The sequence below is a fragment of the Desulfuromonas sp. AOP6 genome, assembly GCF_009731355.2.
Lineage (GTDB): Bacteria > Desulfobacterota > Desulfuromonadia > Desulfuromonadales > SZUA-540 > SZUA-540.
Genome location: NZ_AP022810.1, coordinates 1,970,610 through 1,992,047, shown reverse-complemented (window position 1 = coordinate 1,992,047; position 21,438 = coordinate 1,970,610). Strand labels below are relative to the sequence as shown.

Below are 21,438 nucleotides of genomic sequence, written 5' to 3'. Positions count from 1 at the left end.
TCCTCACCCCTCACTCGTACTCACGGACTTAGATTGGGATTAACAGGAGAGAGAGTAGGTATGAAGAATTACAAAACCGTAGTGCTGTCCAACCAGGAGATATCCAGCGGATATTATCGCATGCGTATCCTGGCGCCCGGTTTCGGCAGCAAGGCCAAGCCCGGCCAGTTCCTCATGTTCCGGGTGCAAACGTCCCTGCCGCCCCTGCTGCGGCGTCCTTTCGGGATCTTCCGCATGGGTTTCATGCCGGCCGACTGCGACGGCCAGCCTCCCAAGGAGTTTGTGGAGATTCTCTACAAGGTCGTCGGCCGTGGCACGGAGATCATGAGCCATCTTCAGGTAGGCAGCAAAGTGGAAGTTCTCGGTCCGCTGGGCAGGGGCTTTGATCTGGGCGCACCCGGTGAGCAGAAGATTCTGGTGGGTGGTGGCATCGGTCTCGTACCTCTTTACATGCTGGCCCGAGAGTTAACCAGGAAAAGCTCTGTGCGCCTGCTGATGGGTGGGCGAACGCGGGAAGATATCCTGGCCGTGACCGAATTCGAGCGTTTAGGGGTGGAGACCTATGTATCCACCGATGACGGCAGCCTGGGGGAAGAGGGATTGGTGACCCAGGTGCTGTTGCGCAAGCTCGACAAGTATCCCAACGCCTCCGTCTATGCCTGCGGACCCATGCCGATGATTGAGGCGGTGCAGGAAATCTGTGCCGCGCGCGGGGTGCCCCTGCAGGTGTCGCTGGAAGCCCTCATGGCCTGCGGAGTCGGTGCCTGTCTCGGTTGTGTGGTCAAAGGCGCCGGGCACAGCGAGGCCAGCCCACGTTATCTATGCTCCTGCAAGGAGGGGCCGGTCTTTCGGGCAGAACAACTGGATTGGACGAAACTGGGGCAGGAGCCCGGATATTGCGAGGGATGCAAGATATGAGCGGAAAGACCAAAGAAAACGGAATGAAGAACAAACGCCCCAGCCTGGCGGTGGAGATCGCCGGCATTAAGCTGAAGAACCCGGTCATGCCGGCCTCGGGTACCTTCGGTTACGGCGAAGAATATGCGCCCTTTATGGACCTCGAGCGCCTCGGAGCCATCGTGACCAAGGGGCTGTCGCTGGCGCCCAAGGCTGGTAACCCGACGCCGCGCATCGCCGAGACCATCAGCGGCATGCTCAACGCCATCGGTCTGCAGAATGTCGGCGTGGATGCCTTTATCCAGCATAAGCTTCCCTTCCTGCGGGAGATCAACACACCGGTCATCGTCAACTTCTTCGGCAATACCCTGGATGAGTATGGCGAGGTGGCCCGGCGGCTTTCCGATATTCCCGAGGTGGCCGGAGTGGAACTGAACATCTCCTGTCCCAATGTCAAGCAGGGCGGCATCGTCTTCGGTACCGACCCTGTGGCCGCCTCCGAAGTGGTCGGCCTGGTACGCAAACATCTGAACAAACCCCTTATCGTCAAGCTGACTCCCAACGTTACGGATATCTCGGTGACGGCCCGGGCGGCTGAAGAGGCGGGAGCTGATGCCATCTGCTGCATCAATACCCTCACCGGCATGGCCGTTGACGTCAAGACCCGGCGGCCGCGCCTGGCCAACAGGACGGGTGGCCTTTCAGGGCCGGCCATCCGGCCGGTGGCGGTGCGCATGGTTCACCAGGTAGTGCAGGCCGTCAAGGTACCCGTCATCGGCGTCGGCGGCATCATGCGTCCTGTCGATGCCCTGGAGTTTCTCATCGTGGGGGCTAAGGCCGTGCAGGTGGGAACCGCCAACTTTGTCGATCCCGCCGCCATGATCACCATTATCGACGGCATCGAGGCTTTCTGTGTGGAAGAGGGGATCTCGGATATCCATCAGCTGATAGGCAGCCTGCAACTCTGAGGCTGGCCGGAGAATCATGGAAGTTATCACCACTCACGTCAATGCCGATTTCGACTGCCTTGGCAGCATGATTGCCGCCCGTCGGCTCTACCCTGGGGCCCATATGGTCTTTGCCGGGGCGCAGGAGAGAAATCTGCGTGAGTTTCTGCAGGAAGGGGAGGTGGATCCGGGCCTTTTCAAGCGCGTGAAGGATATCGACCTGGAGCAGGTCAGCCGTCTTATCCTGGTGGACGTGCGTCAGTCCGACCGCATTGGCCCTTTCGGCGAAGTGTCCCGCCGGGACAATGTGGAAATTCATATCTACGATCACCATCCGGCCGGCAAGGCTGATCTCAAAGGGGTCGTGGAGCACATTGAGCCGGTCGGCTCCACGGTGACGGTCCTGACCGGTATCTTCCGACAGCGGGGCATCGAGCCGACGGCGGCAGAGGCGACTATGATGATGCTCGGCCTCTATGAAGATACCGGCAGCCTGCTCTTCAGTTCCACGACCACGGATGATTATCTGGCCGCCGCCTTTCTCCTCTCCCATGGCGCCGACCTCAACACGGTCGCCGATTTTCTTACCCAGGAACTGACCGCCGACCAGGTGGCACTGCTGCATGATCTGATCGAGTCCCGCACCATTCTCAACATCGCCGGTGTCGAAGTGGTCATCGCCCAGGCCTCGGCCGACCACTTTGTCGGCGATCTTGCCGTATTGGCTCATAAGCTCATGGACATGGAAGGGACGCAGGCCCTGATCGTGGTTGTGCGCCTGGGCGGACGGGTCTTTATGGTGGGACGCTCCCGGGCACCCGAAGTCGACATGGGCCAGATTTTCTCCCGCTTCGGTGGTGGCGGTCATTCCTTTGCCGCCTCGGCGACGGTGCGCGATCTGACCCTGCTGGAAATCGTCGATCGACTTCCCTCGGTGTTGCAGCAGCATGTTCAACCCCGCTGGGAAGCCCGCCACCTCATGTCCTCGCCGGTCAAAACCATCGCTAAAAACGCCAGTATGCGTGATACGCGCGCTATTTTCACCCGCTACAACATCAATGCGCTTCCCGTGGTGGACGACAACCGGGTGGTCGGGCTGATCACCCGCCAGCTGGCGGACCGGGCTGTTCACCATGGGCTGGCCGAGCAGCCGGTCAACGATTATATGACCGGAGATTTCTTCGAGGTCGATCCCCGTACCCCTATTGCCGTGCTGCAGGAACAGCTGATGGAGCGTAATCAGCGTTTTATCCCGGTGGTGGAGGAAGGCCGCCTCGTCGGCGCCATCACCCGTACAGACCTTCTGCGTCATATGATTTCTGGCGCCCGCGCCCTGCGTACAGGGACCGAGGCGATCGATACCCTTGTTGGCGGCGGCGGTCTTAAAAAACGACGGGTTGAGCGCATGCTGGCCGAACAGTTGCCCCAGCGCATTCAGGACCTTCTGCGGCGGTTCGGGAGCATTGCCGATGAGCAGGGTGTCAGCATCTTCGCTGTCGGCGGTTTTGTGCGCGACCTGCTCCTGGAGCAGGAAAATCTCGATATCGATATCGTGGTCGAAGGTGACGGCATCGCCTTTGCTGAAGCCTGCGCGGCGGATCAGGGCTGTCGCATCCGTTCGCACAAAAAGTTCGGCACGGCGGTGCTGATTTTTCCGGACGGCTTCAAGCTCGATATCGCTTCGGCCCGCATGGAATATTACACCGCCCCCGGTGCCTTGCCCCAGGTCGAGCATGCCGGCATCAAGCTCGACCTTTATCGGCGCGACTTCACCATCAACACTTTGGCAATTGCTCTAAATGAGGCCCACTATGGTGAGCTGATCGATTTTTTTGGCGCCCAGAAAGATCTCAAAGAAAAGGCTGTCCGTGTTCTGCACAGCCTGAGCTTTGTCGAGGATCCGACCCGCATTTTTCGCGCGATACGCTTTGAACAGCGCCTTGGCTTTCATCTTGGCGTTCACACCCAGCAGTTGCTCCTCAGTGCCGTGCGCATGGGCTTTCTTGCCAAGGCGGGAGGGCGTCGCATCTATAACGAACTGGTCATTATTCTAAAAGAGGCGGCGCCTTTGCCGGCCCTGTTGCGCATGGGAGAGTTCGGCCTCCTTCAACGCCTGCAGGCCGGGCTCGAGGTGAACCCTGGCATCCGGCAGCTTTTCGAGAGGGCGCCGCGTATTCTGAACTGGTTCGAACTGCTCTACACGGGGAAAACCTGCCAGGCCTGGCAGGTCTATTTTCTCTGCCTGCTCGCTGATCTTGATCATGCTGCCGTGCGCGGGTGCTGTGAACGCCTGGATGTCCCGCCCAGGCAGCGGCAGGTGTTTATGGAGGAACGTCGGGAAGGTCTGCGCGTCCTGCAGCTTCTGGAACGCCGCCACAGTCGGCAATCGCTCCCCGGTCCTGTTGACCTGCACCGCTGGCTGGACCCCCTCTCCACCGAGATCCTGCTCTTTCTCATGGCCCGGGCCTCCTGCGAAGAAGTGAGACGCTGGATCTCCCTTTTTGTCACTCAGTTGCGCGATGTCGTCCCGCTGCTCAATGGACATGATCTGCGCAGTCTCGGTATTCCGCCTGGCCCCCAGTACAAAACGATTCTGGCCGCTCTGCTCAAGGCGCGTCTTGCCGGGCGCGTGGTCACCCGTGAGGATGAACTGGCCATGGTGCGCAAGCGTTTTTTGTCAACCGAGGGCGATGATCATGAATAGAAGCCCTTACATCAGGTTGGAAGGCTGAGGCGGGCCGAGGGATTCATTGACTTGCTCTGCCGTATCTGTTAAGAAATTTTACCCTGCTCTCGAAACGGATCTGCCACAATGGAACAAATTCTGGTCAAAATTTCGATCATGCTGGTTCCCGCCTTGCTGGCGGTTACCGTGCATGAGTTGTCCCACGGCTTTTTTGCCGAAAAGTTCGGTGATCCGACTGCCCGTCTTTTAGGCCGCCTGACTCTCAATCCGCTCAAGCACCTCGACCCTATCGGTACGCTGGCCCTGCTGTTTTTCGGCTTCGGGTGGGCGCGGCCCGTCCCCGTCAATTTCAACAACCTTAAAAATCCCAAGCAGAACATGGTCTGGGTGGCTCTGGCCGGCCCCTTGAGCAATTTCGCCCTGGCCTTACTTTCGGCGTTGCTGCTGCGTGTCATGGCAGTGATAGCCGAGTTGAAAATTCTGGAAGGAACCCTGCTGCAGGCCGCCTTTGAACCTATTGTGCTCATGGTATCCTTCAGTCTGCTGATCAATGTCATCCTGGCCATTTTCAACCTGATTCCCGTGCCCCCTCTCGACGGCGGCCGCGTGTTGACTGGCATTCTCCCCAAGAAACAGGCCGATATGCTGGCTCGCCTGGAGCCTTTCGGGTTTGTCATCATCATCTTCGTCATTTTCTTCACCGATGTCTGGCGACTTTTTCTTTACCCCCTCATCTGGTTCGTGGTTGGCAAACTGGCCGGTCCCCAGGTGGGTGTGGTGGAATATGTCATGCAATTTCTTTTCGGAAACTGAGGCCACTGCTTCATGGCCTATCAGGTTAAAATTGAAAATTTCGAAGGGCCCCTCGATCTGCTCCTCCATCTCATCAAAAAGAACGAGATGGATATCTACGATATCCCCATGGCGGCGATCACCGCCCAGTATCTGGCCTTTATCGATGCCATGAAAAATCTCAATCTCGACGTGGCCGGAGAGTTTCTGCTCATGGCGGCGACCCTGATTCATATCAAGTCGCGCCTGCTGCTGCCGGCCAGCGAAGAGGAGGAACAGGAGGAGGAAGAGGAAGATCCCCGCGCCGAACTGGTTCGCCGTCTGCTCGAATACCAGAAATACAAGGATGCCGCGGAGATGCTCGATGCCTTTCCGCAGCTGCAGCGGGATGTCTTTGTGCGGGATTTTCTGGAGCCCGAGGCCGAAGTGGCGACAGAGACGGAGTTCGAGGCCGTGGGCATCTACGAACTGGTCGAGGCGTTTCGTTTTTTTCTGAAGGAACATCCCGAAGCGCCGGCGCACGAGGTGGATGCGGAGAGGCTTTCCGTTACCGAACGTATCCATGGCATTCTGGATCTCTTTAATAGCCGTGAAAACCTGCTCTTTACCGAACTGTTCAGCGAAAAGCCCGACCGGCATGAGATCGTGGTCACCTTCCTGGCCATGCTCGAACTGGTCAAGTTGCGTCTGCTCCGCCTGATGCAGAACGAAAAACATGGCCCTATCTGGCTTTATCCCGCGGAGGGGAGCGCCGAGGGGGCGACCTGCCCCGTGGATGAGGAGACCCTTGGATACCACTGAGATCAAGACCATCGTAGAGAGCCTTGTTTTTGCTTCCGAGGCGCCGATCAAGGCGGAGAGGCTGGCGGAGGCCCTCGACGTGGACAAAGAGGTGATCGTGACGGTTCTGCGGGAACTGGTGCGCGACTATGAGACCATGCGGCGCGGTTTTCACCTGCAGGAGGTGGCGGGAGGCTACCAGTTCCGCAGCCGTCCCGAATATGCCGAATGGGTGCGGCGTCTGCAGAAGAACCGGCCCTTCAAGTTTTCCCGGGCGGCGTTGGAGACCCTTGCCATTATCGCCTACCGACAGCCGGTGACACGGGCCGAGGTCGAATATCTGCGTGGGGTCGATTCAGGCGGCGTCGTCAAAACCCTGCTGGATAAGCATCTCATCCGTATCCTGGGCAAAAAAGATATCGCCGGGCGGCCTCTGCTGTATGGAACGACTGCCGAGTTTCTGCAGGTATTCGGCTTGGCCGACCTTTCCAGTCTGCCGACCTTGAAAGAGTTCAGCGAGTTGACTCCGGAAACGCTGGAAACGGAAGGGGCGCATCTTGAAGACGGGGCGGGGCACGGCTGGCCCGAGGATGAGTTGGATGAATAAAGGCGCCGCCGAAAGGCTGCAGAAGATCATCGCTGCGGCCGGACTCGCTTCCAGAAGGCAGGCGGAAAAATGGATCGAGGCGGGGAGGGTGACGGTGAATGGCCGCCTGGCCACCCTGGGAGACACGGCCGACATGGCCCGCGATGAGGTGGCAGTCGACGGCAAACCTCTGGCCATCCAAGGCCGCCGCACCTATATCCTGCTCAACAAGCCGGCAGGATATCTGACTTCCCTGCGGGATCCCCAGGGTCGCCCTCTGGTCACGGACCTGGTGCGTGAGGTGGATGCCCGGCTCTACCCGGTCGGACGTCTCGACTTCATGACGGAAGGGTTGCTCATCCTGACCAATGATGGCGATTTCGCCCAGCGTCTGGCCCATCCCCGTCATGAGGTGGACAAGACCTATCTGGTTCGGGTGCGAGGGGCTCTGACCGCGGCTGCCCAAAAGCGGCTGCAGGAGGGCGTTAACCTGGAGGACGGCCCTACGGCGCCGGCCCGGGTCGAGCGTGTGCGTCAGTCCGGCAGCCACACCTGGTTCGAAATCACCATCCATGAAGGGCGCAATCGGCAAGTGCGGCGCATGTGCGAGGCGGTTGGCCACCCCGTGAGTCGTCTCAAACGCGTTCGCCTGGCCTTTCTGGACCTCAAGGATATTCCTCCGGGCAAGTTTCGGCATCTCACCCCGGCCGAGGTCAGCCGATTGAAAAGGCTCTGATCTCTGGCATACTTGACCATTCATTCCTTAGTGCCAACCACCTGTCCATGAGGGAGCCGTTATGGAAATTCGTCTTGATTACACCAATATGATGGCTGATGCCGTGGGAGAGATGCAGGGAATCCACGATGCCGATCTCAACGCCCTGGAGCCCAGGACCCTGGAGATTCATCGTCAACTGATGGCGGCGCGCCAACAGGGAAGCCTTCCTTTTTACGATCTTCCTTTTGACCGGGCGACCCTCGAAGAGGTTATCACTCTGGCGGCCGATCTTCGCAGGGATTTTGACGATCTTGTCGTTCTGGGTATTGGTGGTTCTGCCCTTGGAACCCTGGCTCTTTTCAGGGCCCTGCGTCCTTTTCATCACAACCTGCTGTCGTCAGCGAAGAGGGGCTCCTATCCCCGCCTGCATGTTCTGGACAATGTGGACCCCGCCGGTGTGGCCCAGACCCTCGATCTGCTCGATCCTTTGCGCACTGTTTTTCTGATTATCAGCAAGTCGGGCACCACCGTTGAGACCATGAGCCAGTTCGCTATTGCCCGCCAGTGGGCGGCGGGCGTCTGCGGTAAAGAGGTGAACCGCCACTTTATTCTTATCACCGATCCGGACAAGGGCGTGCTGCGACGGCTGGCCGACGAACAGGGTTACCGTTCCCTTTCCATCCCAGCGGAGGTTGGAGGGCGTTTTTCTGTTTTCACGCCTGTCGGGCTTTTGCCCCTGGCGGCCGTTGGCGTCGATGTGCGTGAACTTCTTGCCGGCGCTATGGCCATGGAGAAACGGGCCACCCTGGAGGATTTCCGCAGAAACCCCGCCTATATCAACGCGGCCCTGCAGTATCTGGCCTACCGCAAGAACATGCCGATCTCGGTCATGATGCCCTACAGTGACGGTTTGCGGGATATGGCCGACTGGTACCGCCAGCTTTGGGCGGAGAGCCTTGGGAAAAAATACGGCCTGGATGGACAGGTGATTCACGTGGGGCCTACTCCTGTGAAGGCGCTGGGAACCACCGATCAGCACAGCCAGGTGCAATTGTACATGGAAGGGCCTTTTGACAAAGTCGTCACCTTTCTGGCCCTGGATGACTATGGGGCAGATCTCATTATCCCGGCGGTGCCGGGAGCACCGGAACTCGACTATCTGCAGGGCAAAACCCTGGCCGAACTGATTCGCAGCGAACAAAAGGCAACAGCTATGGCTCTTTCCACCAACGGTCGACCCAACTGCACTCTGACTCTGCCCGATCTTTCGGCCCATTCCCTTGGGGCGCTGGTCTACATGCTTGAGGTGCAGACCGTCTTTGCCGGCGGGCTCTTCGGTGTCGATCCTCTCGATCAGCCGGGCGTCGAGGAAGGCAAGGAGTACACTTACGCTCTGATGGGGCGAAAAGGGTACGACCAGAAACGTCAGGCTTTCGACAACTGGTTTCGGGGAGTCAAGGAGCGCTTTGTCTAGGTGGACCCCAGATGGTGGACAAGAAGTCCTACCTCTTTGTTTTCTAAAGATAAAATCAGTCTTCTTTAGCCTTGACAGTCCAGGTGACGATAGTTTAGGTTAGACGGACGCATTTTCACTAGCGGATTTCTCCTTCAGGTGGCATAGAATCTATGAAAGAAAAATTACTGGCGTCCGCGCAGAAAAATATCCAGAAAGGTCAGTTGGGCAAGGCCATCAAGGACTACCAGAAGCTGGTCAGTGTCGATGCGAAGGATATCCGCCACCGGCAGAAACTGGCTGAACTGATGAGCCGGGCCAAAATGGTTGAAGAGGCCATTGTCGAATATGAGGCGGTCGCCAAGCATTTTTCCGATACCGGTTTTTATCTGAAGGCCATTGCTGTCTACAAGCAGATGCAAAGGCTGGATGCGGCCCAGCCTCGGTTTTATCAGCGTCTGGCCGAGCTCAATGAAAAACAGGGTCTGGCCGGCAACGCCTTGGCCGAGTACCGTTCCCTGGTCAGCCTCTATGAAAAGCAGAATAAGCCCGGCGAGGCTGTCGGTGTTCTGGAAAAAATGAAAAAGCTTGATCCCGAGAATCTTTCCATCCGGGTAAAGATTGCCGAGAGCTATGTGGATGGTGGCAGCCCCGATAAAGCCCTCACTGAATTCGACGAAGTGTGCAAGGTTCTCGAAGAGAAACAGGACTGGCCCAGGCTTCTGAAGCTCTACGAAATTTTTATCCCCCTTTTCCCTGACAATATCGACCTGAAAGCCGGCCTTGCCCAGACCTTCATTCGTGAGGGGGAGATCGAAAAAGGGATGCAGTGGCTCAAGGGCCTGATCAAGAATAATCCCGACAATGTCTTCATCCTTAAGACCCTGGCTTGGGCCTATAGGGAAACGGGTGATCTGGAAAATGCGCGGGTTACGGTAAACCATCTCCTTAAAGTTGATCCCGCCGACCTGGTCATGCAGGAAGAGCACGCCCGACTCTTTTTGCAACTGGACAAGGCCGCCGCTGCCCTGGAGGCCCTGGAGCCGGTCAGGGAAGCGTTCAAAAAAGCGGAAAAGGTCGATGTTCTTAAGGATCTTTACGAAGGTCTGTTTGAGGCTTTGCCTAAGGATCAACGGGTTATCGGGACCCTTAAAAGTCTTTATGAAGAGGCCGGGGAGGGCGACAAACTCTTCGATCTGCTTTCACGCGCCGGCGATGGTTCTTTTGTCGACGAGGCATCCTCCGCGACCACGGAAGAATCTCCGCCCGTTCTTGAAGAATTGGAGGAATTGGAAGAGTCGAAAGCGGAGGAGGTCGATGCCCTGGCCCTGGACGAAATAGCTGAGCCTGATGGTGTAGACACGCTTGCGGAGGCTGACCTTGTCGAGGCGGTTGACGACCAGGAAATCGAGATGGATCTCGAGTTGGAGGTCGCCGATGAAGAGATCGAGCTTGCTGAGGAAGTCGAAGATGATGTGGATGATGGCGTTGTCGATCTAGAACTTGATCTGCAGCCTGTTGCCGACCTTGAAGAAGATCTAGAGGAACTCCTTGAAGAGGACGAGGTCCCCGTCGAGTCGGTTCCCGCGCCTACGGTCGAGTCCGAGCTTGAAGAGGCGCAATTTTATCTGCAGCAGGATCTGCTAGACGAGGCTGAGCAGATCTGTCAGCGCCTGCTGGCCTCGGATCCGTCTCTTGAAGCCGCTCTGGAAAAGCTTGGTGAAATACAGTCCCGCCGACTTCAGTCTGCCCCCGCTCCTGCAGAGGAACCGGATGATGGCTACTTCGATCTGGCTGCAGAAATCATGGACGATGGTGCGCTCGACGCCACGGAAGGGATGGAAGGGGTTGATGAGTCGGATCGATTCCAGTTTGACGGTGTTTTCTCCGAGTTCAAAAAAGGGGTCGATGCCCAGATCGGCGGCGAAGATGCCGAAGCCCACTACAGCCTGGGGATTGCCTACAAGGAAATGGGTCTTCTGGATGATGCCATCGTTGAATTCGAAAAGACCATGAAAAATCCGGCCCGATTTGTCGACGGCATTACCGCCAAGGGCATCTGTCTGGCAGAAAAAGGCTCTTTCGAAAACGCCGAACACACTTTCAAGACGGGTCTGGCCAATGACGGGCTGGACAATGAAGAGCGTATCAGCATCTATTATGAACTTGGCCTGCTTTATGAGGTGTGGGGTAAACCCCGCGAGGCCTTTGAGTGTTTCAAGCGCGTTGCCTCGGCCGACTCCTTTTTCCGCAATGTTTCGGAAAAGTTGACCCTCCTTGGCAATGATCTCGGAATTTCAAGGGCGGCCGGGAATGACGACGGGGCCGGAAAATCCAAAAAAGATCGAATTTCTTTCGTTTAGCCTGTTTTGAGTTCAGAGGTATTTCATGAGTTACAGCGAACATTTCGGCCTGGAAAGAGAGCCCTTTTCCAACGCTCCAGACGCTCGCTTTTACTTCAATAGTGAACAGCACAGTCAGGCCTTGATCCGCCTGCGTTACGCTGTTGATTCCAACAAAGGACTGGCGCTACTGGTAGGTGGGATCGGCACTGGCAAGACGACCCTGGCTCGCCGCATGCTCGACAGTCTTCCTGACGACAAGTACGAATCCTCCCTTCTGGTCATGATTCACTCCAGTGTGACGCCGGAATGGATTCTGACCCGAATTGCCATGCAGCTTGGGGTCGAAGATCCCGCGCCTGATCGTCTCACCTTGATCAAACAGCTGTTCGAGCGTCTGCTGGAGATCGAAGAGAGTGGCCGCAAGGCCGTCGTGCTCATCGACGAGGCTCAGATGATGCAGACCAAGGAACTCATGGAAGAATTCCGCGGACTCCTCAATCTGGAAATCCCCGGGAAGAAACTGCTGAATATTGTCTTCTTCGGCCTACACGAAGTGGAAGACTGCCTGCGGCTAGATGAACCCCTGGCCCAAAGGGTGGCGGTCAAATACAATCTCAAGTCCTTTACCGTCGAAGCCACCGAGGCCTACATCAAGCATCGTCTGCGGGTGGCCAAATCAAAAAGGATGCTTTTTGAGCCGGATACCATTGCGGCCATTCACAGCTTTGCCGGAGGTGTTCCGCGCCTGATCAACACAATTTGCGACAACTGCCTGTTTGAGGCCTACCTGCAGAAGCTCCCCTCCGTGAGCCTCAAGGTTGTCTCAAGTGTGGCAGGAGATCTGGGTCTTTTGAGCAAGCCCCTCTCCAGCGGCTCCCAAAAAGACGACCTGGCTGATTTTGACGAAATCGAAAACATGCTCGAAAGTCTTGAACAGAACTCCTGAAAAGTCCGTATCCAGGAATTGAACACGAAAAGAGACGGCCGGGACCCTACGGCCGTCTCTTTTTTTCCCAAAGACTTGGCCGCATGGACAAGGGAACCGTATGAAACACCGTATTCAACTGCTCCCCGAAAAACTGTGTAACCAGATTGCTGCCGGCGAAGTGGTCGAGCGGCCTTCTTCGGTCGTGAAAGAGCTGGTGGAAAATTCCCTGGACGCCGGCGCTACCGAAGTGCGCGTTGAAGTTGAAAAGGGGGGCAGAAGCCTGATCCGTATCGTGGATAACGGTTCCGGTATGGGACGGGAGGACGCCTTTTTGTCCCTGGAACGCCACGCCACCAGCAAGATAAGGACGGATGAGGATCTTTTCGCCATTCGCACCCTGGGCTTTCGCGGTGAGGCTCTGCCTTCCATTGCCGCTGTCTCGCGCCTGACCTTGCGAACGCGGGAGGAGGACTCTCTCGAAGGAAGCGAGATCTATCTTGAAGGCGGTACCGTCAGACGGGCGGATGCCATTGGCATGCCCCGGGGGACAACAATCGAGGTTCGCAATCTCTTCTTCAATCTACCGGCACGGCGAAAATTTCTTCGTCGCGAGGAAACGGAGCTGGGCCACATCGGTGACGTCGTGACAAAAATGGCGCTGGCCCGTCCCGATGTTCAGTTCAAGCTCAGCCATAACGGCCGCGTCCTGCTCGATGTTTACCGGCACGACAGCCTTCGACAGAGAGCCCTTGCCCTTCTAGGGAAAACCCTGGCCAGCGATCTGGTTGCCGTCGAAGGCGACGGGCAGGATTTGAAGGTCACCGGACTGGTTTCCCAGCCGTCCTCCACCCGCTCGACGACATCGGCCATGTTTGCTTTCGTGAACGGACGCTATGTGCGGGATCGTGTTATACAGCACGCCATCCTGGACGGTTACCGGAATCTGCTCTTGAAGGGGAGGTACCCGGTGGTCGTTCTCTTCATCGAGATGGACCCGCAATTGGTGGACGTCAATGTTCATCCGACCAAGCACGAAGTGCGCTTTCGCGAGCAATCCCTGGTTCATGATTTTATCGCGGCGACCGTGCGGGACGCTCTGCGTCCGGCTGCCTGGTTGAAGGAGGAGCCTCGGCCGGAGATCGGCCGGGATGCTCGTGCACCGTGGGAAGATGCCAGTCGCCCCATATCGTCCCCTTTGCCCCCGGGTTTGCCGCTGCCGGCGCCGTCGTCCGCCCCGCGTTTCGAGGCCAGGGAAGTGGCAGATCCCTTTGGTTCGCCTTCGGCACCGGCACTTTCGCTTCCGGAAAAGAACATTTGCAGGGATTCGTCCGCCGGCTTCTTTTCCTCCCTGATTCTTATCGGACAGTTCGGTCATTCCTATCTACTCTGCCAGGAAGGCGACGATCTCATTCTTATCGATCAGCATGCGGCCCATGAGCGCATCGGCTTTGAACGTCTCAAAAGTCAATTGCGCCAAGGAAAGATTGAGCGGCAAGCTTTGCTTTTTCCTGATGTGCTGGAATTCGACTTTCGGCAGGCGGCTCTTGTGCAGGAACATTTGGACGATCTGCAGCGTCTCGGTTTTGAAATGGAGCCTTTCGGCGGCAACAGTTTTGTTCTCAAGGCCGTGCCACAGCTGCTGCACAAGGCCGATCCCGTCGCCCTGCTGCGGGACGTCGCCGGAGAACTGGCCCAGATCGGCCAAAGTGATATGCTGGAAGAAGCTCTGGACCAGGTCCTCATCCTTATGGCCTGTCACACCATGGTCCGGGCCAATCAGAAATTGTCCCTGCCGCAGATGCAGGCTTTGCTCAACGATATGGACACAGTCGATTTTAAAGGTCACTGTCCGCACGGTCGCCCGGTTATGCAGCGTCTGTCACGGGGAGAGATCGAAAAGATGTTCAAGAGGACCTGATGAGTGTTGATTTTTCCCAAGAGGGCCCGCTGCCTCTGGTGGTCATCTGTGGTCCGACAGCTTCGGGAAAAACCGCCCTGGCCCTGAACCTTGCCGAAAAATTCCCTGTCGAAATCATTTCAGCGGATTCCCGTCAGGTTTACCGGGGGATGGATATCGGCACGGCCAAAGCGACCGGACAGGAACGTGCCGCTGTTCCGCATCATCTGGTCGATGTGGTCGATCCCGACGAAGAGTTCACCGCCGGTCGTTTTGTAACCCTCTCCCGGGCGGCCTTGAGGTCCATTACTCTTCGCGGCCACCGCCCTCTGCTGGTAGGGGGGACAGGGCTCTATATCAAGACGTTTACGGAGGGATTGCTGGAGGCACCGGCTGCCGACGAATCGCTGCGTACCCGCCTGACCGACCTCGAAGATCAACAGGGGATGGGAACCCTTCATGCGCGGTTGCAGCAGGTCGACCCGGTCATGGCAGAGCGGCTTTCACCCCGTGATCAGGTGCGCCTTGTCAGGGCTCTCGAAGTATTCGAATTGACGGGGAGACGTCTCTCCGAACTGCAGGCGCGGCATGGCTTTTCCGATAACCCTTTTCGCCTGCTCAAAATCGGGGTAACGGCGGATCGTGACGCCTTGTACCGGCGCATCGACGAGAGGGTACACCGGATGGTGGAAATGGGTCTGGTGGATGAGGTCGAGAGTCTTCTCGCCAAGGGATACTCGCCCCTTCTCAAGTCGATGCAGACCATCGGCTACCGGGAGATCATCCATTTTTTGCAGGGGGAAATTTCTCTGGATGAGGCCATAGCACGGATACAGCAGCAGAGCCGCCGCTACGCTAAGAGACAAATGACCTGGTTCCGGCGAGATTCCACCATTATTTGGGTTGATTCCTCAAAGGAGTCTGATAAAATCCACGAGTTGATGGAATGTTTTTATGTCGCATCATAAAGGAGAGGATATGGCCAAGACCCCGTTCAATATCCAGGATCAGTACCTCAACCAGGCCCGCAAGGAGCGGGTCAAGGTAATCGTGATGATGATGTCCGGCGAAAAACTGACCGGGTATATCAAGTCTTTCGACAGCTTCTGTCTGCTTGTTGAAAGCAGCGGTGATATTCTGCTCTACAAGCATGCCATCAGTTCGATCACCTCAGCTGACGGTGCCTTCCGTCTCCATGGGGGCAAGGACTAGGTAGGTTGTCCCGGCAGGATGTAAATGCCCTGCCGGGACAACCTGTACTCTTTCGGCTTTGCACTATTCGTTGAAAACAGGCTCTTGTCGTGGTAAGACCAAGACCTCCTTGCAGGGGTCTTTTTCTTTTTGGAAAGAATGCTTGGAGAACAGGGTTTATTTAAGCAGGGCGCCTTGCGGGCCATGACAGTCCGCGCAAGGTGTCTGGAAAAGGATGCTGCTGGTGGTTGAAATCATAGGAGTAGACAAGGGCAGTATCGCGGAAGAACTGGAACTGGAGGTCGGCGACCTTCTTTTGTCCATGAACGGCCAGCCCGTGCGGGATCTGCTCGATTACCAGATCTACGTGGCGACGGAAGAATTGTTGCTGGAGGTGCGCAAAAAGAATGGCGAACTTTGGGATCTTGAATTTGAAAAGGACCTGGAGGATGGCCTGGGTATTCATTTGGAGCATCCGGCCCCTGTGCAGTGCGGCAACAACTGCATCTTCTGTTTCGTTCATCAGCTGCCGCCAAAAATGCGGTCTACGCTATACGTCAAGGACGAGGATTACCGTTTCTCCTACCTTTATGGTTCCTACGTCACCTTGACGAATATCGAGGAGAGTGAAATTCAGCGGATTCTCGACCAGCGTCTGTCGCCTCTTTATGTCTCCGTACATACGACAGCGGAGGACCTGCGGACCCGGATGCTCGGTCGCCAGGGGCCGGCTATCCTGCCGCTGCTTAAGCGCCTCTGCGATGGCGGTATCGAACTTCATACCCAGATCGTTGTATGCCCCGGATACAACGATGGCGATGAATTGGTTCGCACCATAACCGATCTCTATGCTCTGCGTCCCGGAATTCTGTCCCTGGCTATTGTGCCGGTGGGGCTGACGGGATACCGTGAACGTCTGCCGGATCTACGGCCACCGACCCAAAGAGAAGCAGTCGAGCTTCTGGCCCGGGTTCACGAATTTCAGCAGGAATTTCTGGCCGAGAGCGGTTCACGTTTTGTTTATGCCGCCGATGAGTTTTACCTTAAGGCAGGCACGGATTTTCCTCCTCTTGAAGACTATGAGGATCTGGCCCAGGTGGAAAATGGCGTCGGCCTCATCCCGCTCTTTCGCCTTGAAGCGGCAGATGCCCTGGCGGAAGCGGGTGCCCTCGGCTCGGGGACCGTGTCGGTCATTACCGGCGAATCGGCCTTTCGGGAAATTGAGACTTTTGCCCAGGGCCTGGCTCGGCGCACCGGTATCGAGCTCCGGGTTTATGCCATCCGCAACGATTTCTTCGGCGGGCAGGTGACCGTTACCGGGCTGCTGACAGGACGGGATGTCGTGTCGCAACTTATGGGTAAAGAGCTTGGCCGCTGTCTGATGGTGCCCGATGTGGTGCTTAAAGAAGGCGAGGATGTTTTTCTCGACGATTTCACCCTGCCGCAGCTTGCCGAGGCTCTGGGCGTTTCCGTGTGCCGTGTGCCCACCAGCCCCTGGGGTTTGCTGGAGGCCCTCGAAGCTCTGCCGTCTGGTCAATAAACAAACCTTTTTTTGTCAGGAGAGCAATCACCGTGAAAAATGTCGAGCAATGGCTTAACAAGGGACGCGAAACGATGGATGTCGGAGAATTCCGGGAGGCCATTCGCCTTTTTCGGCAGGCTCTTCAGGAAGAACCGTCTTCCCTTGAGGTTCAGGAACTTCTGGGCGAGGCCTTGGCCGAGGATGGTCAAATCAAGGAGGCTCTCGAGGTTTATGAGCGTATCCTGAAAGAGGATCCCCTTCACACGGAGGCGCTCTACGCCTTGGGGGACCTTTACTTCGAACAAGGGTTGAACGATAAGGCCCGTCACGCCTATGAGCGTATTCTTGAGGAGGACCCAGCCCAGTCCGATGCCCTGGTCAGTCTTGGTCTGGTTCATTTTCATCTGGAGCAGATGGAAGAAGCGGAGCGGTGCTATCGAAAGGCGCTGAAGGTCGAGCCGGACTCGGTCTTCGCCCTCAACTGCCTGGGCGACACCCTCTATGCCAGGGGCGAAAATGACGAGGCGCTGGCGAGCTACCAGAAAGCCGTTGCACTGGATCCGGAAGATGCCCAGGCTCATTTCAATCTTGGTGAAATGGCCTATGACCTGGATGATCTGGAGGCGGCCGAAAGGGAGTGTCGCGAAGCTGTCCGTCTAGATCCGGGGCTGTCATTTGCGTACCTGACCCTGGGAAATCTTTATCTCGATCAGGAGAAAACCCGCTTGGCGATACAGTATTTCCAGGAGTTTCTGCTGCATGAACGCTCTGAATCCTCCCGGGATATTCGCGAGGAAGTGGCCGCTGTCATTGCCGGGCTCAAGGAAGAACTCTAGAGGCGCACTGCCGCGGCAAGGAGGAGGGATACGGTGGTCAAGGGCCTGTCTATTCTGCTGATCATGCAATTTGTCGGTGAAGTCGTTTCGCGGGGGCTGGAAATCCCTATCCCGGGCAATGTGCTGGGAATGGGACTGCTGCTTGCCGCGCTGGGTCTGGGTGTCGTGCGCCTGGAATGGGTGCAGGAGGCTGCGGATCTGCTCCTTTCCCACCTGGCTCTGCTGTTTGTGCCGGCCGGGGTCGGGGTGATGGTCTATCTGGATCTCATCGCCAGGCAGTGGCTGCCTATCGTCGCAGCCACCGTCATCAGCACTTTCGTGGTCATGGCCGTTACGGCCTGGACGGAATCCCTCGTCGCCAGAAAGGGGAGGCGGCATGTGGAATGAGCTGGTGGTCACCCCCCTGTTCGGCATCATGGTGACTCTGGGCTTTTTTGCCATCGCGCAATGGCTTTACCGTCGCTCTGGCTACCTGCTGCTCAATCCGGTGCTGGTCTCGATTCTGACGATTATTCTTTTTCTGAAAGGGGCGGGTATTTCCTATGAGGCCTATGCCGAGGGGGGGCGCATCATCCTCTTTCTGCTGGGGCCCGCCGTTGTAGCGTTGGCGATACCCCTCTATGTGCGTCGCGCCGAAATCCTGGCCAAAAAGGGACCCATCCTCGTCGGTGTCTTTGCCGGTGCCCTTGCCTCGGCCGTGTCGGCCTCGGGCATTGCCTGGCTGCTGGGGGGAAGCAGGGAGGTGGTGCTGTCGCTGGCACCGAAGTCGGTAACGACTCCCATTGCCATCGGTATTGTGGAAAAAATTGGTGGAATTGCTCCCCTTACAGCCGCCCTGGTGGTCTTGACCGGCTGCCTGGGGGCAGTCTTCGGGCCGGAATTCTGTCGTCTGATTGGCATTCGGGATCAGGCCGCCATCGGTCTGGCGGTGGGGACGGCTGCCCATGGTATCGGCACGTCGCGGATGCTGGAGATTGGGCAATTGGGGGGTGCCATGGCCGGCCTGGCCATAGGGCTCAACGGCCTTGTGTCCGCCTTTCTGATCCCTCTGCTTTTCGTCCTGTTTCATTGAAAAAGCATAAAAAAAGGCAGGCGCTTGAAGGCGCCTGCCCGAGGAAACAATCGAAGGGTGAAACCGGTTATTTCTTTTTGCCCGCCGCCTTTTTCGAAGCCTTGAGGGGATTCATCTTGGTCTCGACGCTCTGAATCTCCACTTTGCGGTGCGTGGCGAAATTGCACAGGCCGCCGACCCATTTCTGCTTGGGGGAGGGAGCCACGGAACAGACTTCACCGATGGAGCCCTTGACGATGCGCTCACAGCCCTGGCACTCTTCGACGACGTTCTGGCAGGAGCCGCCCTGAAAATTACAGCCTTTTTTGGCCCAAAAGGTACACTCGGTACCGGGAAGAACAGTTTGACACTGCATGGATGTTGCCTCCTTGGTTTGCTGTTGTTCCTGATCTGAAACTGAGTTTCTAACGCTTTTTTCCATTTATGTCAACGACAAATTGGCTGCCTGACTCTTTTTTGAGGTTTGTCGGGTCATCCTTTCCGAAAGCTGGTCGACGGCAAAATGCTTTCCCGGTTGACCTCGATCAGCGTCTCGGCTAATCTTGGCCACCGCCGGGGAGGAGAAGTGCCAATGAAGGACAAAACATCCTGGGAAGCAGTCTGCCAACGCTGTGGTCGCTGCTGTTATGAAAAGATCGATCACGATGGGGAAATCTTCTATACCGATGAGCCTTGTGAGTTTCTCGACCTGAAGACGCGCCTCTGCACGGTGTATGGCCACAGACACGAAGCTCGCCCCGGCTGTGTGCCTTTGTCTGCCGAGATCTTCGAGAGGGGCATTCTTCCTGCTGACTGTCCCTATGTGGCTGACCTTCAACGGTACCGGGCGCCCAGGCTGTGGAGCGAGAAAGAGTCGTCGTGAGGCGCAGTCGCTGCCTTTCAAGTTCATGGCAATCTGCTATGCTTTGACTGGTCATCAAATTAAATAACAGGAAGGATCCCATCTATGAACCGCATCAGTTTCGGTACCTCCGGTTGGCGGGGGATATTCTGCGAGGACTTCACCTTTGAGAATGTGCGTGTGTTGACTCAGGCCATTGCCGATCATCTCAATGCCCAGAAGATCGGCTCCCACGGGGTGGTCGTGGGCTATGATGCCCGCTTCATGGGGGATCGGTTCGCCAGAGAGACGGCTCGCGTGCTGGCCGGTGCCGGCATCAAGACCTTTCTGTGCGATCGGGACACGCCGACGCCCGTTATCGCTTTTGAAATTCTGCGCCGCTCGGCTGCCGGCGGCATTAATTTTACCGCCAGCCATAACCCTTATGACTACAACGGCCTGAAGTTTTCCCCGGCTTGGGGAGGGCCGGCATTGCCTGAGACGACCAGGGATATTGAAGATCGGGCCAATGCGATGCTTGGTGAGGTCTGCTACCGTCAGATGCCCCTGGACCAGGCTTTTCGCGCCGGGCTGATTGAAGAGATCGATCCCCGGGCCGATTATTTCGCCGCCATCCGAAAACTGGTCGATCTGGAGGCTATCGGCCGCAGCGGCATGACGCTGGCCGTCAACCCCCTCTATGGGACGGGACGGGGCTATCTCGACACCCTGCTGCAGGAGGCTGGTGTCAACGTCGTCACCATGAATGATCAGCGTGATCCCTATTTTGGCGGCCTGCCGCCCGAGCCTTCGGCCAGCAGTATCGGTGATTTCATCAAGAGGGTTCGTGAAAATGCGCATATCGGACTGGGGCTAGCCACGGACGGCGACGCCGACCGCTATGGCATTGTCGATGCCGATGGCACTTTCATCGAGCCCAATTATGTGCTGGCCCTTTTGCTGGACTACCTGGTCCGCGTAAAAGGGATGAAAGGGGCCGCCGCCCGTTCCGTGGCCACCTCCCATTTCATTGATGCGGTGGCCAGGCATCATCACCTCGAAGTGCTGGAAACGCCCGTCGGTTTCAAGTTCATTGGCGAGTTTATCCGTGATGATCGCATTCTCATCGGGGGTGAGGAGAGCGCCGGCCTGACTATCCGTGGGCATGTGCCCGACAAGGACGGCATTCTGGCCTGTCTGCTGGTGGCGGAAATGGTGGCTGTGGAAAGGAAATCCCTCTCTGAGCTCCTGCAGGATCTCTATCGGCGTGTTGGCGAGTTTTATACCCGTCGGGTGAATATCCATTTGAGCCCTGAGCTGGAAAAGTCCCTGCCAGGTAAACTCAAAAACCCACCCAAGGTGCTTGCTGGCAAAGCCGTGGAACAGGTTATCACCATCGATGGCTGCAAATTCCTCTTTTCCGATGGTTCCTGGGTGCTATTCCGTAAATCCGGAACGGAGCCAGTCGTTCGCGTTTATGGTGAAGCGGGGACACCGCAGGATCTGGATGGTTTGATGAACGCCGCCGCCAACTTCGTGCGGGGGGCCTAGAACCGGCAGAGAAAAAAAAGGAGGATCCCCTGAGGATCCTCCTTTTGATTCAGGTGCAGCGGAAACTCCGCCGCCGTATCAGGCTCAGCCGAAACGGCCGCTGCCGCAGGCGGCAGAAGAGGATGGGGCCGAAGAAGACGAGGCGGCGGTAATGGAAACCTTGCGTACAGCGACACCGTCACACTTGGGACATTTCTCATGCTCCGAAGAGGTTGAACGGATTTTTTCAAAAATCTGACCGCAGGTTTGGCACTGGTACTCGAAAATTGGCATGATGGTCTCCTTTCTGTGTTGACGCCGCGTATCATAAAGCACCCCGTGTAAAAATGCAATTCCACCCCTTTGGCCAAAATGAGGCCCAGGCGTATTGAAAATCTCTAAGCTCCTGGTATTCTTAAACTGTTTTGAAAGAGGATA

21 protein-coding genes are annotated in these 21,438 nt (G+C 57.0%); 19 read left to right on the top strand and 2 right to left on the bottom strand.

The genetic code is table 11. The features are described from left to right. Positions 1–60 precede the first annotated feature (60 nt). The 17 genes from AOP6_RS09355 (at position 61) to AOP6_RS09275 (ending at position 18,650) form a co-directional block, all read left to right on the top strand. Complete coding sequence (locus tag AOP6_RS09355) at positions 61–918, top strand: dihydroorotate dehydrogenase electron transfer subunit (protein ID WP_155876479.1); 858 nt, start codon at positions 61–63, stop codon at positions 916–918. A 23-nt stretch (positions 919–941) separates the two neighbouring features. Continuing rightward, positions 942–1,865 (top strand): dihydroorotate dehydrogenase, encoded by a 924-nt coding sequence (locus AOP6_RS09350; protein WP_155877691.1) that lies wholly within the window; start codon positions 942–944, stop codon positions 1,863–1,865. Between the two features lie 16 nt (positions 1,866–1,881). Beyond that, entirely contained in the window at positions 1,882–4,548 is a 2,667-nt protein-coding gene (locus tag AOP6_RS09345) for a CBS domain-containing protein (protein WP_155876478.1), read from the top strand. A 108-nt stretch (positions 4,549–4,656) separates the two neighbouring features. Next, on the top strand, positions 4,657–5,343 hold the full coding sequence (locus AOP6_RS09340; RefSeq protein ID WP_155876477.1) for a site-2 protease family protein: 687 nt from the start codon (positions 4,657–4,659) through the stop codon (positions 5,341–5,343). A gap of 12 nt (positions 5,344–5,355) precedes the next feature. Next, positions 5,356–6,123 (top strand): segregation/condensation protein A, encoded by a 768-nt coding sequence (locus AOP6_RS09335; RefSeq protein ID WP_155876476.1) that lies wholly within the window; start codon positions 5,356–5,358, stop codon positions 6,121–6,123. Beyond that, on the top strand, positions 6,110–6,709 hold the full coding sequence (scpB, locus tag AOP6_RS09330) for an SMC-Scp complex subunit ScpB (RefSeq protein ID WP_225897268.1): 600 nt from the start codon (positions 6,110–6,112) through the stop codon (positions 6,707–6,709). The genes AOP6_RS09335 and scpB overlap by 14 nt, the downstream gene beginning before the upstream one ends. Then, positions 6,702–7,424 (top strand): pseudouridine synthase, encoded by a 723-nt coding sequence (locus AOP6_RS09325; protein ID WP_155876474.1) that lies wholly within the window; start codon positions 6,702–6,704, stop codon positions 7,422–7,424. The genes scpB and AOP6_RS09325 overlap by 8 nt, the downstream gene beginning before the upstream one ends. Before the next feature lie 61 nt (positions 7,425–7,485). After that, positions 7,486–8,880: a glucose-6-phosphate isomerase gene (locus AOP6_RS09320; RefSeq protein WP_155876473.1), complete on the top strand. Its 1,395-nt coding sequence runs from the start codon at positions 7,486–7,488 to the stop codon at positions 8,878–8,880. A 152-nt stretch (positions 8,881–9,032) separates the two neighbouring features. Further along, the gene (locus tag AOP6_RS09315) at positions 9,033–11,222 is read left to right on the top strand and encodes a hypothetical protein (protein ID WP_155876472.1); all 2,190 of its coding nucleotides are present in this window, start codon (positions 9,033–9,035) and stop codon (positions 11,220–11,222) included. 25 nt (positions 11,223–11,247) lie between these two features. Continuing rightward, the gene (locus AOP6_RS09310) at positions 11,248–12,150 is read left to right on the top strand and encodes an AAA family ATPase (protein ID WP_155876471.1); all 903 of its coding nucleotides are present in this window, start codon (positions 11,248–11,250) and stop codon (positions 12,148–12,150) included. A gap of 100 nt (positions 12,151–12,250) precedes the next feature. Further along, entirely contained in the window at positions 12,251–14,050 is a 1,800-nt protein-coding gene (gene mutL / locus AOP6_RS09305; protein WP_155876470.1) for a DNA mismatch repair endonuclease MutL, read from the top strand. After that, positions 14,050–14,997 (top strand): tRNA (adenosine(37)-N6)-dimethylallyltransferase MiaA, encoded by a 948-nt coding sequence (miaA, locus tag AOP6_RS09300; RefSeq protein ID WP_155876469.1) that lies wholly within the window; start codon positions 14,050–14,052, stop codon positions 14,995–14,997. The genes mutL and miaA overlap by 1 nt, the downstream gene beginning before the upstream one ends. A gap of 10 nt (positions 14,998–15,007) precedes the next feature. Further along, complete coding sequence (gene hfq, locus AOP6_RS09295) at positions 15,008–15,241, top strand: RNA chaperone Hfq (protein WP_155876468.1); 234 nt, start codon at positions 15,008–15,010, stop codon at positions 15,239–15,241. 223 nt (positions 15,242–15,464) lie between these two features. Beyond that, positions 15,465–16,760, top strand: coding sequence for a DUF512 domain-containing protein (locus AOP6_RS09290; protein WP_225897267.1), 1,296 nt, complete (start codon positions 15,465–15,467; stop codon positions 16,758–16,760). Positions 16,761–16,792: 32 nt separating this feature from the next. Beyond that, positions 16,793–17,578, top strand: coding sequence for a tetratricopeptide repeat protein (locus tag AOP6_RS09285; protein ID WP_155876466.1), 786 nt, complete (start codon positions 16,793–16,795; stop codon positions 17,576–17,578). 33 nt (positions 17,579–17,611) lie between these two features. Beyond that, a complete protein-coding gene (locus AOP6_RS09280) occupies positions 17,612–17,965 on the top strand; it encodes a CidA/LrgA family protein (RefSeq protein WP_155876465.1) in 354 nt (117 codons plus the stop codon). Continuing rightward, positions 17,955–18,650 (top strand): LrgB family protein, encoded by a 696-nt coding sequence (locus tag AOP6_RS09275; protein ID WP_155876464.1) that lies wholly within the window; start codon positions 17,955–17,957, stop codon positions 18,648–18,650. The genes AOP6_RS09280 and AOP6_RS09275 overlap by 11 nt, the downstream gene beginning before the upstream one ends. A gap of 67 nt (positions 18,651–18,717) precedes the next feature. Here the strand turns inward: AOP6_RS09275 and AOP6_RS09270 are convergent, their stop codons facing one another. Then, positions 18,718–19,005 carry a PxxKW family cysteine-rich protein gene (locus tag AOP6_RS09270; protein WP_155876463.1) on the bottom strand — a complete coding sequence of 96 codons (288 nt, stop codon included), beginning with the start codon at positions 19,003–19,005 and terminating at the stop codon, positions 18,718–18,720. Positions 19,006–19,221: 216 nt separating this feature from the next. Here AOP6_RS09270 and AOP6_RS09265 point away from each other — a divergent pair, with 216 nt between their 5' ends. After that, on the top strand, positions 19,222–19,512 hold the full coding sequence (locus AOP6_RS09265; RefSeq protein WP_155876462.1) for a hypothetical protein: 291 nt from the start codon (positions 19,222–19,224) through the stop codon (positions 19,510–19,512). Positions 19,513–19,596: 84 nt separating this feature from the next. Beyond that, a complete protein-coding gene (locus AOP6_RS09260) occupies positions 19,597–21,021 on the top strand; it encodes a phosphoglucomutase/phosphomannomutase family protein (protein ID WP_155876461.1) in 1,425 nt (474 codons plus the stop codon). A gap of 84 nt (positions 21,022–21,105) precedes the next feature. Here the strand turns inward: AOP6_RS09260 and AOP6_RS09255 are convergent, their stop codons facing one another. Then, positions 21,106–21,294 carry a zinc ribbon domain-containing protein gene (locus AOP6_RS09255; protein WP_155876460.1) on the bottom strand — a complete coding sequence of 63 codons (189 nt, stop codon included), beginning with the start codon at positions 21,292–21,294 and terminating at the stop codon, positions 21,106–21,108. Positions 21,295–21,438: the final 144 nt, after the last annotated feature.

What these genes read in the sequence shown, in the direction of transcription:
- AOP6_RS09355 (WP_155876479.1), top strand. Translation starts at nt 61, where the DNA reads ATGAAGAATTACAAAACCGTAGTGCTGTCCAACCAGGAGATATCCAGC.
- AOP6_RS09350 (WP_155877691.1), top strand. Translation starts at nt 942, where the DNA reads ATGAAGAACAAACGCCCCAGCCTGGCGGTGGAGATCGCCGGCATTAAG.
- AOP6_RS09345 (WP_155876478.1), top strand. Translation starts at nt 1,882, where the DNA reads ATGGAAGTTATCACCACTCACGTCAATGCCGATTTCGACTGCCTTGGC.
- AOP6_RS09340 (WP_155876477.1), top strand. Translation starts at nt 4,657, where the DNA reads ATGGAACAAATTCTGGTCAAAATTTCGATCATGCTGGTTCCCGCCTTG.
- AOP6_RS09335 (WP_155876476.1), top strand. Translation starts at nt 5,356, where the DNA reads ATGGCCTATCAGGTTAAAATTGAAAATTTCGAAGGGCCCCTCGATCTG.
- AOP6_RS09325 (WP_155876474.1), top strand. Translation starts at nt 6,702, where the DNA reads ATGAATAAAGGCGCCGCCGAAAGGCTGCAGAAGATCATCGCTGCGGCC.
- AOP6_RS09320 (WP_155876473.1), top strand. Translation starts at nt 7,486, where the DNA reads ATGGAAATTCGTCTTGATTACACCAATATGATGGCTGATGCCGTGGGA.
- AOP6_RS09315 (WP_155876472.1), top strand. Translation starts at nt 9,033, where the DNA reads ATGAAAGAAAAATTACTGGCGTCCGCGCAGAAAAATATCCAGAAAGGT.
- AOP6_RS09310 (WP_155876471.1), top strand. Translation starts at nt 11,248, where the DNA reads ATGAGTTACAGCGAACATTTCGGCCTGGAAAGAGAGCCCTTTTCCAAC.
- mutL (WP_155876470.1), top strand. Translation starts at nt 12,251, where the DNA reads ATGAAACACCGTATTCAACTGCTCCCCGAAAAACTGTGTAACCAGATT.
- miaA (WP_155876469.1), top strand. Translation starts at nt 14,050, where the DNA reads ATGAGTGTTGATTTTTCCCAAGAGGGCCCGCTGCCTCTGGTGGTCATC.
- hfq (WP_155876468.1), top strand. Translation starts at nt 15,008, where the DNA reads ATGGCCAAGACCCCGTTCAATATCCAGGATCAGTACCTCAACCAGGCC.
- AOP6_RS09275 (WP_155876464.1), top strand. Translation starts at nt 17,955, where the DNA reads ATGTGGAATGAGCTGGTGGTCACCCCCCTGTTCGGCATCATGGTGACT.
- AOP6_RS09270 (WP_155876463.1), bottom strand. Translation starts at nt 19,005, where the DNA reads ATGCAGTGTCAAACTGTTCTTCCCGGTACCGAGTGTACCTTTTGGGCC.
- AOP6_RS09265 (WP_155876462.1), top strand. Translation starts at nt 19,222, where the DNA reads ATGAAGGACAAAACATCCTGGGAAGCAGTCTGCCAACGCTGTGGTCGC.
- AOP6_RS09260 (WP_155876461.1), top strand. Translation starts at nt 19,597, where the DNA reads ATGAACCGCATCAGTTTCGGTACCTCCGGTTGGCGGGGGATATTCTGC.
- AOP6_RS09255 (WP_155876460.1), bottom strand. Translation starts at nt 21,294, where the DNA reads ATGCCAATTTTCGAGTACCAGTGCCAAACCTGCGGTCAGATTTTTGAA.